8 protein-coding genes and 1 pseudogene are annotated in these 14725 nt (G+C 43.4%); 4 read left to right on the top strand and 5 right to left on the bottom strand.

Annotated elements, in window-relative coordinates:
* The first annotated feature begins 58 nt into the window (after positions 1 to 58).
* Positions 59 to 3157, top strand: coding sequence for an LPXTG-anchored zinc carboxypeptidase (locus MFP28_RS01835; protein WP_002908010.1), 3099 nt, complete (start codon positions 59 to 61; stop codon positions 3155 to 3157).
* 58 nt (positions 3158 to 3215) lie between these two features.
* Here MFP28_RS01835 and MFP28_RS01830 read toward each other — a convergent pair whose 3' ends face one another.
* A complete protein-coding gene (locus tag MFP28_RS01830; protein WP_032909487.1) occupies positions 3216 to 4250 on the bottom strand; it encodes an NAD(P)H-dependent amine dehydrogenase family protein in 1035 nt (344 codons plus the stop codon).
* Positions 4251 to 4336: 86 nt separating this feature from the next.
* On the opposite strand from MFP28_RS01830, the gene MFP28_RS01825 reads away from it, so the two are divergent.
* Positions 4337 to 5173, top strand: a complete 837-nt coding sequence (locus tag MFP28_RS01825; protein ID WP_002908007.1) for a MerR family transcriptional regulator — start codon at positions 4337 to 4339, stop codon at positions 5171 to 5173.
* Positions 5174 to 5323: 150 nt separating this feature from the next.
* Here the strand turns inward: MFP28_RS01825 and MFP28_RS01820 are convergent, their stop codons facing one another.
* From MFP28_RS01820 to MFP28_RS01805, 4 genes and pseudogenes are all read right to left on the bottom strand, one after another.
* Positions 5324 to 9550 (bottom strand): GH32 C-terminal domain-containing protein, encoded by a 4227-nt coding sequence (locus tag MFP28_RS01820; RefSeq protein ID WP_002908004.1) that lies wholly within the window; start codon positions 9548 to 9550, stop codon positions 5324 to 5326.
* 278 nt (positions 9551 to 9828) lie between these two features.
* A complete protein-coding gene (locus MFP28_RS01815) occupies positions 9829 to 10767 on the bottom strand; it encodes an ATP-grasp domain-containing protein (RefSeq protein ID WP_002908003.1) in 939 nt (312 codons plus the stop codon).
* A gap of 14 nt (positions 10768 to 10781) precedes the next feature.
* Positions 10782 to 12032, bottom strand: coding sequence for a dicarboxylate/amino acid:cation symporter (locus MFP28_RS01810; protein ID WP_002908002.1), 1251 nt, complete (start codon positions 12030 to 12032; stop codon positions 10782 to 10784).
* Positions 12033 to 12249: 217 nt separating this feature from the next.
* Positions 12250 to 12695 (bottom strand): annotated as a pseudogene (locus MFP28_RS01805) (hypothetical protein).
* 462 nt (positions 12696 to 13157) lie between these two features.
* Between MFP28_RS01805 and MFP28_RS01800 the strand changes: the two are divergent.
* Positions 13158 to 13394 (top strand): hypothetical protein, encoded by a 237-nt coding sequence (locus MFP28_RS01800; protein ID WP_002907999.1) that lies wholly within the window; start codon positions 13158 to 13160, stop codon positions 13392 to 13394.
* On the top strand, positions 13384 to 14535 hold the full coding sequence (locus MFP28_RS01795) for a YcjF family protein (RefSeq protein WP_002907998.1): 1152 nt from the start codon (positions 13384 to 13386) through the stop codon (positions 14533 to 14535). Before MFP28_RS01800 ends, MFP28_RS01795 begins: the two co-directional genes overlap by 11 nt.
* The last annotated feature ends 190 nt before the right edge of the window (positions 14536 to 14725 follow it).

The raw sequence follows: 14725 nt of genomic DNA, 5'->3' as shown, positions 1-14725 counted from the left end.
GCGCTTTCGATATTTGTTATACTAAATATAGAATATTTTACACAAAGGAGATTTCCTAATGAACGATTCATACAAGAAGCGTCTCTATACTCAGGTCTTGAGTTTATCAGCCGCTGTATTGATGGCTGTCTTAGCTCAGGGCAAGGCCGCAGCTGACCAGCAGAACAGCACTGAGTCACAGCCAGCCGCCAATCAGATAGAGGCTGTAACTCCTGCGACAGAAGCTGCTCCAAATCAGACAGGAGAAAAAGAGCAGGCTCCTGCTCCTGCAGCGGACAATCCAGCTGTCTCTGCAGCAGCTCAAACAAGAGCAGCTGCTTCTGAAGAAGCCAAGACACAGCTAGCTGACAGCACTGTCTATATGTCCGAGCCTGCAGAGCTCAAGGAAACCGTCCAAGGACAGGCTTCTCAGGCGGGCAAACTGACCTGGACTCTGGACAATAAACCGATTGCCGACTGGAAAACCTGGAACATGGACAGCGGCACCTTTACCGGCCAACCCTTTGTCACAATTGAGGAAAAGGCTGACGGGAACAATCTTCATCTGAATCTGCAGTTTCAAAAGCTTTTCGGAGACGATCTCAGCCTGCGCTCTCCCCATAATATCCGCCGGACCTATCGAAACTTCATTGGCAGCCATGAACTGGTCGGTACGAGCCAGGACTTGAGCTTGACCATTCGCAAAAATATCGTCTTGCGTCCTTATGAAGACTTTCACAGCCATGAAGAGATGCTGGCATCTATCGAAAAGAGCAGACAGGACGCCAAGACCGATCGCTTGGTACAGATTGAGAACATTGGAAAGAGCGCTCAGGGCCGCGATATCAAGCTGGGTATCATCAGTTCTGACCAAAAGAGCATCGACGACTACCTCAGCACAACTAATCCGCAGGCCTTGACCAAACCAGCAGAAATGCTGGCAGCTCTCAAAAATGGCAACTTAGACTATAAACTGCCTGTGCTCATTAACAACACCCACGCCGATGAACAGCCTGCTATTGATATTATCACAGGTCTCTTTAAAACTTTTGCAACTAAAGACCAAGTCAGCTTCAAAACAACCGCTGCCGATGGTTCTGAAAAACTTGTCACTCTCAAAATCCAAGATTTACTGAAGAAGTTTATCTTTCTCTTTGACTTTACGGAGAATCCTGACGGCGATGTCCTCAACACTCGGGCTCTGGCCAATGGACTTGACCCTAACCGTGATACTGGCTACCAAGCCAATCCTGAAACCCGTACTGTTGCTGGATTGATTAACAAATGGAACCCAATTGCCCTCTATGATATCCACGGATTTGTCAAGGAATTCCTGATTGAGCCGGCAACCCCGCCTCACGATCCTAACTTTGAATATGACCTTTTAGCTGACCTCATGCTGGACAATGCCCATCATATGGGACGGGCCGGCGTTGCCAACTCTGGCTACGACAAATACATCATTCCAAAACTGGACTGGGGAGACGGATGGGACGATTCCTTCTCCGGCTACACAGCGGTTTATTCTATGTACCATGGCATCCTGGGACATACCATCGAAATTCCGGAGGGCAATCAAGAGTCCTACAAGGCTGGATATTATGCAGTTCTAGGAGGCCTTGACTATCTAGCTCAGAACCCAGATAAACTCATGGAGATGCGTCTCAACTTCTACCTGCGCGGCATCAATAAAGTCGAAGATCCTAAGGCAGAAAATGAACTCGTCGGACCTGATGGTCAGGTCGTAGGCCGGATTAAAAAAGGCCAGGAAAAATTCTTCCCAGACTACTATGTCATCCCAATGGGAGTGGACAAGGACAACGATACCCAAGAAGCCTTTAATATGATTGACTATTTCAAGCGCAACGGTGTCCTGGTCAAAGAACTCAAGGAAGACAGCGGCAACTATAAAAAAGGCGATTTGGTTGTCGATATGGCGCAGGCTAAGCGTGGCTATGCCAACCATGTCCTCTACAAAGGCTCAAATGAATCCAAGTGGGCTGCCATGTATGCGGAATTGGTCGTCAATTTCCCTGATATGAAAGGATTCAAAGCCCAGCCAGTCTTTGGCGACAAGCTCTTTGAAGGCAAGTTAGGCGACGTGACAGCTCTCCGTGCTGCACGTACCAGTCAGGTTGATTATAAAGCGCCTTATTACGTCATTGCCAATACGTCTGAAAGTGCCGTTAAGGCCGTCAATCAAGCTCTTGCAGAAGGCAAAAAGGTCTATCTGACAGACGACGGCTATATTGTTGATACGCCGACCTTTACCAGCCTTCTGGATCACTATGCCATTTACGGTGATGCTCTCTATAAGATTCCACAGGGACCAACTCTGAAGCCTCTCAAGGTCTACGCACCGCCACATCAGTTTTACTGGGCAGGTATGGACTCGCCAGCTCACACTGCTTTAGCTCTGAAAAATATGGGCTTTGAAATCGTTGACAGCCCAGAAGAAGCGGACGTCATCGTCCTTGAAAGCAACAACTATGACAAGTCTCTTGTCGGACTTAAGCCAACCATCGTCGTCGGAGGCTCTGCTATGCAGCGCTTGGAAAAACTAGGAATCCTAGATGGATTTGACGCTGAGCGCTTCAAGAACGGCAGTGACTACGAGGGCTTGATGAAGGCCATTATACAAGACCAAGACCCGCTGACCAGCGGCTACAAGAAGGATGGACTCTTTTACTCCAACTCTGGTAACTGGATTGCTAAGATTCCTGCCAATTTTAGGACTCTTGCCAGCATTGCCGGAAGTGACTTCTATATCGCTGGCTGGTGGCCTGGCAATGAACAGCTGGCCAACAAAGTCGTAGCAATTGCCGGTACTTATAAAGAACAGCCTCTCTTTGTCTATGCTGGCAATCCGACTAACCGCCTTCACCCTGTTCATTTCTACCGCTGGATTTCCAATGCTATCTTTGGCAGCCAGTTGGCCGAGCTGACTGACTTGTCAAGTCCTGCGACACCTGACCCAACCTACCAAGCTCCAAGTCAGACTGTCCTTGACTGGAAGCCTGCTACAGTGAATCCACCAGCTCAAACGGTAGTCCTGACCTACAAGAGTCAGACTCTGCCAGAGACCGGAAACCAAGAAACAAGTGCTAACTTCGCGCTAGCTGGACTTCTGGTTGCAGGAGCAGCTGGACTCTTCCTCTTAAAGAAAAAAGAAGACTAATACTAAAAAACACACTTCCCAAACTAGATGGGAGGTGTGTTTTTGTATATAAGCTCTGCTATTTTTCAACATAGGTATGAAGCGGATAGGTCGGATAGGCCAAGTCACGCGCCAACTCTGAAGTTACATAACCTGCTGGTGCATCTAGCACAGAAGGGATTCGATTGACGATAGTGGCACAGGTCAAGGCGACGGTATCAGGCTTGCTGACTGAGAAGACTAGATTTGGCTCACCAGTAATTTCCCAATCACACATATCTCCGTCATTTTCACGATAGACCTTGCCAATACACTCTACTTCTAACTCAATTCCCTGATGGGTATGAATGGTCGTCACAGCTGACATACCCGTTACTTGCCCCGCTGGAACCGTTCGTCCTAGCGTTTCAGAATAAACATCTTCATCCAAAATATAAGGCACGCTCTTTTGCGAAATATCCTGAATAGTCCAGTTCATCTTAGAGCAAATAGCTTCAGCAGCATTCCACATATAGGACGGCAGGCTCTCAGCACTGGCAATTTCCTTTTCAAATCGCTCTGAATCGTAACCAGCACCATGCGCTTCTGCCAAAGCCAGACCATAATCTTCCACATTATAGCTGACAACCCCTTTCACCTTTTGAATGCGATTAAGGCCAGCCATAGCCAAGCAAGGCATATTAATCCAGTAAATATCCTGCATACCAGATCCCATTACAGTGACACCATATTCTTTCGCCAGCTTGTCCAAGCGGTTTGTTTCAGATGGCGACGTCGTCCAAGGGTAGATAGCTTCCTCACAGGTCGTGATGATATTCACCCCATGCTTGATAGCTGTTTCAAAAAAATCATACATTTCCGGCATATAGGAAGCAATGGTGACAATGGCAATGTCTGCGTCACACTCTCCAAAGACATGTTCAGCATTATCAGAAATCAGGACACCAGTCTTATGGCCTAGCTCTGCAAAATCACCAACATCCTGTCCTACTACAGCAGGATTGTTATCAATAGCTCCGACGATTTCCACACCGTGATCCAGTAGGTACTTGAAAATCACTTTAGACATCTTACCGCAGCCATATTGGACAGCACGAATTTTTATATTTCTCATAGCAAACCCTCCATTAATTGTTATTGTTTTCACAATTATAGTATAATATCTCTAGTAACTAGAGAGTCAATAGAGGGTTTGAAAAAATGAAAAAAATTTTGCGTATCGGAGAATTTTCCCAAATAAATCAGATTTCCATCCAAACTCTACGATTCTATGACCAAATCGGTCTTTTAAAACCCTATAAAGTCGATCCAGAAACCAATTATCGCTACTACCACATCAATCAATCTTCTCTGGTTGACTCCATTCAGTACCTGCGTCAACTGAATTTTTCTCTAGAAGACATCAAAGAAATCCTATCTTATAAAGACCATTTTCAACTGCACCAGCTTATTGAGGAGCGCTATCAGCGCCTTCTAGAGGAAAAAGAGAATTTAGAAAAACAAATCCAAGAAATCGAAATCTTTCGGTCTGGTGCCCGTATCTATGGCGAAAAACAGAGCGAGCAAGAACTGGAAATCCTAACTTTTCCTGAGCGTCAGCTGCTTACTTTTGAAATTGATCAAAATATTTATCAAATGAAAAGTGAAGAATACGAACTTGCTCTACGCTGCTTCAAGCAAGAAATTATGCGTTACAGTCCTTTTTTTCCCCATTTCAGCCGCGTCGGATCCATTATGAAACAAGAAGATTTCCAAAAAGAAAGATGGATTTCCAAGCAACTCTGTCTCTTCCATCATACTCCCAATGAACTCCCTCACTTAAATCGAATATTGCTGCCGGCAGGAAATTATGCTGTTGCTTATTGCCCTTCCTTTGCAGATGAACTTAAAGCTCTGCCGCATTTTTACCAGGCTCTGTCCCAAGCTGGATATACTCCTGTGGGGGATTATATCTGCGAGGTCATCCATGAACAGCCACAACTCCAGGAGCAGCACCGCGATATGTTCATCCGGATGCAAGTTCGGATAGAGGATTAAAAAAGGAGGAAAGAGGATGTAGCGGAATTTCTTGCCAGATACTGGAGCATGCTCAGCCAAAAACTAATCATTTCACAGGCCGTATCTATATCAAAAAAGACGGGAAAAACACCCATCCTTTTTATATACAAATAACCATTGCTTAGCACCTTAGCCTTCTTGTTTCTTCCTTCCAGCTAGAAGACCCATTCCCAGAAAAGCTAAACCAGCCAGAGGCAGAAACTTATCTTCTTGAGTGCCAGTCGTAGGCAGAGCTGAGTCGGGAGCTGGCTGCAATCTTGGCGACGAAATAACTTTCCCTTCCTCACCTTGCTTCAGAGCTTGAGGCTGGGTCCTTGTCAAAGGCTGTTTAGCACTTTCAGCCACCACCTTGCTGCCAACTTCTACTAGTTCGTCAACTGCTAGAGAAAGCACTTCCTGATCGAGGACGGTTCGCTGACCGTTCAAGACTTCTACAAAGACTCGCTTTTGACCCTTTTGGCCAGCTACAAGTATCCGCCGCTGCCCTTGTTCCAGTTCTGGATTTTCCTGTTCTCGAGTCTGATATGCAATCTCTTCCATTACGATTTCCAAGGACGGTTTTTCTTCCACTAGGTCCTTTATCCCTTCTTCCGGAGTGACCTGATGACTTAGTTTCAGAGCCAGAGCAGCAAGAGCTGCCTTCAGATCCTGTTCTGCTCTATCTAAATCCGCCTGCTCCGCTTTTTCATCTGCCAAAAGAGACTGGGCTCGAGCCAATGCGGTCTGATAAGCCTGAACTGTCTCATCTGTGTAGAGGCTAGGATCTAGACTAGCTGTACTGCCTACCACTTTCTGCAGAGAAGACTTATTAATTGCTGGGGCATGAAGATTGGTCACAAAGAAATTGCGCGCTTCCAAATCTCCATCCCAGAGTCCCAGACCGACGTAGGCATCATTATAATAAGGCTCAACCGTATCAAATTGGTGGTTCAGGTATTCTACACCGTCCACAGATACACTGACACCATTTTTAGTTTTCACTAGCTTAACATGATGGAACTGGCCGTCATTAAGATGCTTGCCATTCATGCTACTTTCTGCAATCGTCTTTCCCATAAAGCGGTAAAGTCGAATCTTATCATTATCGCCAAATTGAATAGAATAAGCATTGCGAGGGTCAACATTTTCAGACGCATAGAAAATATTAATCAAGCCTTTTTGATACTTGAGATCCACATCCAAGTTATACTCAGAGAAAGGAATCTTCTGACCTCCCATATAATAATCATTGGCGCTGGTATTCTGATTATAGAGACTTTCACCGTCGACATACCACTTACCGGAAACAGCTTTTAAGTCTGGAACATTGGTCTTAAAGTCATTACGACTGATATTGATGGTGAAGACCTTGGAAAGACTTGGATTTTCCTTAGAGGTTGCCGTTACCTTGACCACACCCCTTTGCAGAGCAGTCACTCGCAGCTTATTGCCATCTTCCGTGACAGAGACCAGGTCTGGCTGATCCACACTCCAGCTTACCGCTTGAGAGACACTTGCTGGCATGACATATGCTTTCAAATCCAAAGTATCGCCGACATAAATATTATTTGTCACAGGAGAAGCCTGCACTAGTTCCAGTGGTTTGGTCACTGCCTGCTTGTCTTCCCAGATGCCCTTCAGCGGATAAAGAGCAATGTCAGCCTTAGCAGCACCACCTTCTACAAAAACACTAGCCGCAAGGCTATTTGGCGCAGGGAAAATCTGATTGGCACCCGCTACAGTATATCCTTTGGCAAAGACTTCTAGGCTGGAGCGATCTACGTAGAGATGCAGATCTATGCTGCCATCCGCATTGCGCTTGACAGACTGACTATCCACCTGAGCAAATTTATTACTGAGAAGAATGCCGGACCGGCTGCGGTCAATAGAGAGAGTTTCCTTTTCTAAATCATAGGTAACTCTAGTCACTTCTCCATCTCCAACTCGCAGGTTAAAACCGATTTTCTTGGTCGTTTCACTCGGCCGGAAAGTAGAGACAATTTCATACTGATCACCGGAAAAATCTTTCAACAGCCCATTCTTCTCGCTAACTTCCACGTCTTTATACAACACAGCCTTGTCTTCCTGACGCAAAGACTGATAGGCTGCTATTGGCGTCTGAGTCAGCCGATAGCTGCCGTCTTGCTTGATAAGGCCTAGTTTGAGGTTAAGATTGAAGGTGCCGTTGAACTTCTGACCGACGGTATCGGCTACCAGATTGCAGTAGTCTTCCCATGTATTCATCCAGTTAGACTCGATAATGTCAGGTAGGGTTGGATTAGCCTTGCTGCCAAAGTCCTGAACGTAGTAAGTCATGGCCGCATAAGAGTCTTTACCAAAGTTCATAATCTGATCAGCCTGAGCAAACTCAGCATCTGGGACGAAGGTCCACTTGCCCTCCACCTGTCTAAAATCACCGACCTTATAGGAGCGCCCGCCACGAGACAGGACCCACTTAAGACTACCATCGTCTGCCAGTAGAGGATAGAGATCTGGGCACTCCGTGTGGAGATCCGCATAAGTTGACTCCACCTTCCAATTACGCAGATTATCAGAGGAATAAATTCTCAGCGGTCCGCCTGCAACGACCATAAACCATTTACCCTCCCAACGGAAGACCTTGGGGTCACGAAAATCCTGAGATTGCAGTGGATCATCCGTCCAGTCAGCTGCAATTTGATCAAGCTTCGTCCAAGTCCGGCCCTCATCTTTACTGTAGGCTAACTTAATGCGCTGACCGTTTCCATCGGCAGTAATCAGCGCGACTAAACCGCCCTGGTCATTGTCAAACAAACCAGAGGAATTGGTGGTATCTGCTACGATAGAGCCTGAGAACATAGCCCCATTAGCATCCGGATAAAAGGCAATCGGCTGTTCTTCCCAATGAATCAAATCCTTGCTGGTCGCATGGCCCCAGTGCATAGGTCCCCACTTTGTATCATCATAAAACTGATAGAAGAAATGATAGACTCCCTTGTAATAAACCAGCCCGTTGGGATCATTGGCCCAACCGTCCTTGACCGAATAGTGGTACTGACCGCGATAGAGCTCATTGTAGTATACCTCATCTGCCTGCCGACGATGGACATTAAGCCGGTAAGTCAGGCTGACCTCCTGCCCATCCGCATCGGTCACAGTGCTGGTCACAGTCAAATAGTTTGCCCCCATTGCCAGCGGGATATTCTTCAAATCACTATAGACCCTACCTGCAGCATCGGTCACGCTTACCTTGGCAGCAGGATTTTTCGCTACGACAGTCAAGTCTACACTCTCAGCATCATGCTTGACATACTGGATGGTAATAGGGGCAGTAAACTGACCTTTCTGTTCCACTTTCCCAACCGAAGAAGTCACCCTTATATCCTCCAACTTGGGATTAGACTGAGGAGTGATTTCTTTATAAAAGGTATTTTGAAAAAGCAGCTCACTGTTCCAGTTAAGTAAGCCAAAATAGCCTTCTGACAGATATGTATTCTGCCCCTTATCATCTCTCTGAAGCGTGTAATCTCCTGAGCTGGCCACTAGGATATCATTGACATAGTAGGATACCCAAGAGCCGATAGAAACAACCTTGAGCCGATATTTATTATCATCCGTTGGCTCAATATGTTTTTCATTGATAAACTGATAGTCACGCCCACCTTGCCAACGCCAAAACTTCACATTGTTGCTGCCACCATCAATATTAACTGCATAGCTGCTCTTGTCATCCGGATTATTATTACTGCGGAAAATGAGGGCTGCCGCCCCTTCCTTACTGAGGAAGGTTACATCCGTTGAGTAAACAAAATCCTTGCCCTGACTTTGAGAGTAAAGGAAACTATCACCTTTGCCTCTGGCATCACTATAAAGACCTTGTTCCCGGACTTCCCAAACTCCATTTTTGTCTCCCTTGGCTTCTGCCAAATTAGTATTGAAGCCTGACTGCTTATCTACAATCTCTGCGGCAGGGAGTTTTTCCGAAGCAACTTCCTTCGCTGCTGGCTGTTCGTCTTCTTCCTGTTTGGTCTCTTTAGCGTTTGCTGTGACTTGATTTTCCTTATCAGTCTTTTGGTTGGCTGACTCTACTGCTGCATCCAGATTACCTGCTTCCGTCGCTGCAGTTGCAGCAATCTCCCCAGCTACAAGGTTCTCTGTCTTATCAGCATTCCTTGTAGGAGCAGCTGTTTGCCCGCTCTCAGGCTCCGAGACAGCTGATGAAGCAGCCTGCAAGACCTGAGTAGGAGCTGGATTAGCCTTACCCTCATCCGCATAAACCACTCCGCCGCCATCTAACAAGAAAGCCCCAAAAGCAAGCAGAGCGCACCCAAACACCCAACGCTTGCCGCTTTTTCTCATAAACCAATTTTTACACACTTTTTCCTGATGATTTTTCATGACATACCTCAATATTCTAAAAATAAAATCAGACTCCTCACAACCAAATTACCTCTACATAACGCACTCCTTTCACCTTTTCTTGTTCAAAATGAACACCTCGTTTAGCACCTAACTCCTTTATAAAAAAGAGCATTCTCAATAATCTAAATATAACAAATTTTTGTAAGCGCTTCACCTAACGTTTGTCACAAAAACAAAATGACAGATGTCATATTTTGGAAACGAAGTAAAAACAAAAAGCCTCCCAAAACAGAAAGCTTTTGTTTGTTTTAAATTTATTCTGGATAGGATGCTGCCAGCTCGTTCTTTAGATATTCTGCCAAGTGCTGATGAGCAAAAATTCCTGCTTTTTCTTCCGCTGTCGGATTATAGTTGGTATTGGTGTTCACATCATAGACATAGATCTGACCTGCCCCCGACTCTACCCACTCAATAGCCGCCACATCAATACCAGCCTGAGCTAGAAATGTCTCGTAAGCCTGTCTTTGACTAGCAGGTAGCGGATCTGTGATTTGAAACTTATCTGAGTTCTCTAGCTGAGCAGGCCTTTGCCCAATCTGACACCCATCTGCCGGACAAAGCTGAAAGCCTTCTGATGAATCGATGGACACTGTATAAAGAAACTTCCGGTTAATGAACTCCGAACGACGAATCCGACCATCCGCAGGCTTGATATAGGCCTGAAGCAGGGTAATCCCATCCACAGAAGGTTCAAAAGCAGGACTGTCTACATAGGATTTCAACTCCGCCTCACTATTGAAGAGCTGCACTCCCAAACCTTTCCCAGCCCGATTATGCTTGGTAATCAGAGGATAAATATTAAGCTTTCTAGCTGCCTCCAGAATATTCTCCTGTCCCAAAACACCTACCGTCTCTGGATAAGCAATTCCAACCTCAGAAAGCTTCAAATACTGTTTAATTTTGCTGATTTCTAGATTAATAGCTCCGCTGCCATTGATGACCTTGCGACCGTGAGCTTCCAGCCAAGCTAGAACCTGCTCTGAAAATTCTGGTGCATAGCGGTGTCCCCGAGTATGAGAAGAAGCGGACATCCGATTGTAGAAAATTCCTGTTGGAGGCGGACTCTGCAGATCTAGGATCCCACTTGACAAATCCCAAAGTTCATAGGGCACATCTTTTTCCTCCAGCCACTTGACCAAGTGCTGCGTCCACTCCAAATTTTCATGAATAACGTATACTTTTGCTTGACTCATAAGTCTTCTCTCCTTTAGGAATACCGAACAGCCAGCTTGCTGCTTTTCGATTCTTCTACTACATTGCCTTCCGTCTTTTCAATAACACTGACGGCCAAAACCTGGCCTAGAACATTGAGAGCAGTTCGACCAGCATTGACAAAGAAATCAACCGCAAAAATCAAGGCAACGCCTTCCACTGGTAGGCCTAGTTGAGGCGCAGCTGCCAGCAAGACAACAATCGCTCCAGAAGGCACCGTTGCAGCTGTTTTACCAATCAATGTCAAAAGCAAAACAGTAAAGAAAAGTCCTGATACAGAAAAAGCAATCCCATAAGCATGGGCGATAAAGATGGTGGCTACTGAGAAATAGACAGCAGCCCCTTCAAGATTAAAAGTGTAACCCAAAGGCACAACCAAATCTATGACATGCTCATCATATCCCTGCTTCTTTAAATCTTTTAACAGCGGCGGCAGGACAACGCTGGAACTGCCAGAGACAAAAGCCAAAGTCAGAAGACTCCAAATCCGTTGCAAGCTTGTCAGATAAGGAATTCTGAAAGCAAAAGCAATCAAAGGAAAAATCACTAAAGCCAGAACCGCATAAGCCAGATAAGTTCCTGCTACAAATTGCCCCAAACCGACCAACTTGTCAACTCCTGTCGTAGCCACATCCTTAGCAATAAAGCCAAAAATACCAATCGGGGACAGCTTCACAATCACACCGACAATTTTATAAATAGCCTCAATCCAAATCTGTAGCAGCTCAACAGCTTTCTGAGTCTTTTCTTCCTTGAGACTTCCAAGCCCAAATCCTAAAAATATAGCAAAAACAATAATAGGAAGCAGAGCTCCTTCTGAAAGCGACTTGACAATATTGGAGGGAATGAAGCTAAGCAAAAAATCATCCAGCTGAATACTTTTGGTAATCCCGTCAATGCTGGCTCCCGCCTGACCGATATTGACTCCCTGACCAAATCCCAGATAATAAGATGCAAAGACAAAAATAAAAGTAATCGCCGTCGTGACCCCAAAGAAATAGAGCAGACTCTTTGACAAAAGCTTCCCGAAAGATTTCTTGCCGATCACACCAGCTACTGCTACGACCACAACCGGAAAGACCAGTGGAATAATCACCATATTAATCAAACTGATAAAAGCTTGACCCAGAAATTGATAAAAAGCCGAAAACTGCGGCCAGATAAGAGCAACAAGAACACCCAAAATCAAAGCAATCAACATCTGCAAGCCCAGAGTAACCTTTGACCATAAAGAAACGATTTTCATTCCAAACTCCTTTAGTCTATTTTGATAGCTATTTTACTATGATTGCCCCTATCTGGCTAATATATATTTTCTATGAAAGCAATAGAAGAATTTTATAGGTGAGTTGAATAGCGTAAAAAAGCCATCCAAGAAATAACTCTTGAATGTCTATTAGTTTTATCCCTATAGAATGATTCCTCTAACGAAGCATATATTATTAAAACTTTTCAAATTCCAATTAGTCAATCGGTTCACCTCCGATACTTATGTAATTACCTATAATCATTTCTTCAAGATTTACACTTTCATCATCATCATTAATCGGTATATCCACTCCCCACCCCGATTCTTCAATATTATTGATACGCCCAAAAACATTAATATAATACTCGGGATTTGTAAGACCGCCATCACTCCATTGCGTCTCTTCCCAATCAATCTGAACTGATTCGACTTTTGGACTTTGAGCTTTTACCAAATCTATAATTCTTGCTCATGATTTTTTAGATAAGCGAGCTGTTTTTGCTTGATGGCTTCTTTATCATCTTTGATAGCCTTTTTTGAAGAAGCAACTTTCTTATCTTGTTTATTACTTTCTTTTTGAGTCATGGCACATCCTCCCAGACTTACGAGCGCCACTATTGATGCAATTGTTGCAATTATGCTTTTCGTTCGTTTTTTCATAACGTCTCCTTAAATTTTTTGATACCACACTAATTTTCTAAAACAGCTGGTAACATCCATACTAATTTTTCAGTCACTCAAAACTCAATATTACACATCTAGTGTACTATATAAATTTTTAAAAATCTATAAATTACTAAATCTTAGCAAGCTATTTACTTAGACTTATTTTACAAATCATAGCCACCCATCTAGGGACCACATACGCAAGGCAGGTGGTTTATTTTTCTTGTACCTTGGAGAGCGAAAGAGGCTGAAAACCACATAACTACTTCTCTATCTTCAAGATCTTTACAGCCTCTTCATTACAACTAATAGATCTCTGCTAACATTACTTCAATTTCTATCAAAGAAGTTGTTCTAAAAGCTTTAAAACAAAGAGATAAACAAAATCATTAAATTGACTCTTTTAATTTCTTATATGATATAATTATTTTAAAAATCATATTAGTGAGAAATACTATGTCAAAGAAAAAAGGCACGAGAAAGAGAAAATCATCTACTGCAAAATACATCTTCGTAAGCGGAGCTTTAATTTTAGCCTCTACAGTTCTTCTGCCTAAAGTTTTGAAAAAAACAACAAATTATTTATATAAAAAGCAAGTAAAAATAACTAATCATCGAAAAGTCAATTTTGATTGCAAGGACAAATTGGTTAAAAAATCTGAATATAAAAAGGTAGAAGATCATGCAAATTAATACTGACAATATTGCGCAACAATGTCTCAATGCGATTAATGATAGAATTCATAATTTAAAAAGATTAAACATCATTGTAATTGGTAAATCAGGTGTCGGCAAAAGCACACTAATCAACAGTTTGTTTAGAGGTAATTTTGCTGATACCGGATTGGGTCGACCAGTAACTCAAGAAATTCGCAAAATTGAAAAAAACGGATATCCTTTGGCAATCTACGATACACCCGGCTTTGAATTATCATATGCCCAACAGGAGAGTGTCAAAGATGAAGTGATAAAATTAATTAACAACGGTTACTCTTCTAATGATATCAATGAAGTGATTCACTGCATTTGGTATTGTATTAATGTTGGTTCAAACCGTACTTTTGATAGTTCGGAAGTGGAATGGCTCAGAGAGTTTTCTGAGAAGAATAAACAGTCTAAGGTCCCAATTATCGTTGTCCTTACTCAATCTGTACCTAAGAAAAAAGCACTAGAAATGAAAGCTCATGTTGAGCAGGAAAACTTAGATGTTTGTAAAGTTGTGCCTATTCTAGCTCAGGACATGGATTTTGACGAGGAATATGTCGCTAAAGCTTTTGGATTAGATACTTTGATTGATGTAATGTCTGAGGTCTTGCCGACTGAACTTCAAGATACGCTGCAAAATATCCAAAAAGTATCTCTGGAATCTAAAAAAAAACATGCTAGGGCAGTCATTGCAACTGCAGTAGCAGCAAGTTTTGGTGAAGGCTTTGCACCGCTTCCATTCGCAGATGCATTCATGCTTGTGCCGACCCAGATAAGCATGATTACTGGCATCACAGTAATATTTGGACTGGATATAAACAAAACCTTTCTAACCGCCTTTGTATCCTCGACTTTAGGGTCTGGAGGAGCAACATTCCTTGGAAAAACAATTGTTTCTAATATCCTCAAATTTATTCCAGGAGTAGGAACGGCAGTCGGTGGAACAATTTCTGGTACTACTGCCGGATTAATTACAACAGCTTTGGGTGAAGCTTACCTATTTTTAATGGAACAAATATTTAAAGGAGAAATAAGCAAAGAAGCACTATCTACTCCTGCCGGACAAAAACAAATGACAAAACTTTTTAGAGAACGATTATCTAAAAAAGATAATACACCAAGATTTTGAATCTTGGTGTATTTTTAAGTTAAATGACTTTTTGCATCAAAAAAGACATCCAAGAGAGTTCTCTTGAATGTCTGAAAACGTTGATATAATCGTGTTGATTAACGTTTTGAGAATTGTGATGCTTTACGAGCTTTCTTAAGACCTGGTTTTAAAAGAATGCTTTTCAATTGGACTGAAAATAGTGATACAT

It is taken from the genome of Streptococcus sanguinis, from assembly GCF_050234405.1.
Lineage (GTDB): Bacteria > Bacillota > Bacilli > Lactobacillales > Streptococcaceae > Streptococcus > Streptococcus sanguinis_W.
Note: the sequence above shows the minus strand (reverse complement) of the source record. Positions and strands in the feature narration are given on the sequence as shown.

What these genes read in the sequence shown, in the direction of transcription:
- MFP28_RS01815 (WP_002908003.1), bottom strand. Translation starts at nt 10,767, where the DNA reads ATGAGTCAAGCAAAAGTATACGTTATTCATGAAAATTTGGAGTGGACG.
- MFP28_RS01800 (WP_002907999.1), top strand. Translation starts at nt 13,158, where the DNA reads ATGTCAAAGAAAAAAGGCACGAGAAAGAGAAAATCATCTACTGCAAAA.
- MFP28_RS01820 (WP_002908004.1), bottom strand. Translation starts at nt 9,550, where the DNA reads ATGAAAAATCATCAGGAAAAAGTGTGTAAAAATTGGTTTATGAGAAAA.
- MFP28_RS01810 (WP_002908002.1), bottom strand. Translation starts at nt 12,032, where the DNA reads ATGAAAATCGTTTCTTTATGGTCAAAGGTTACTCTGGGCTTGCAGATG.
- MFP28_RS01795 (WP_002907998.1), top strand. Translation starts at nt 13,384, where the DNA reads ATGCAAATTAATACTGACAATATTGCGCAACAATGTCTCAATGCGATT.
- MFP28_RS01830 (WP_032909487.1), bottom strand. Translation starts at nt 4,250, where the DNA reads ATGAGAAATATAAAAATTCGTGCTGTCCAATATGGCTGCGGTAAGATG.
- MFP28_RS01835 (WP_002908010.1), top strand. Translation starts at nt 59, where the DNA reads ATGAACGATTCATACAAGAAGCGTCTCTATACTCAGGTCTTGAGTTTA.
- MFP28_RS01825 (WP_002908007.1), top strand. Translation starts at nt 4,337, where the DNA reads ATGAAAAAAATTTTGCGTATCGGAGAATTTTCCCAAATAAATCAGATT.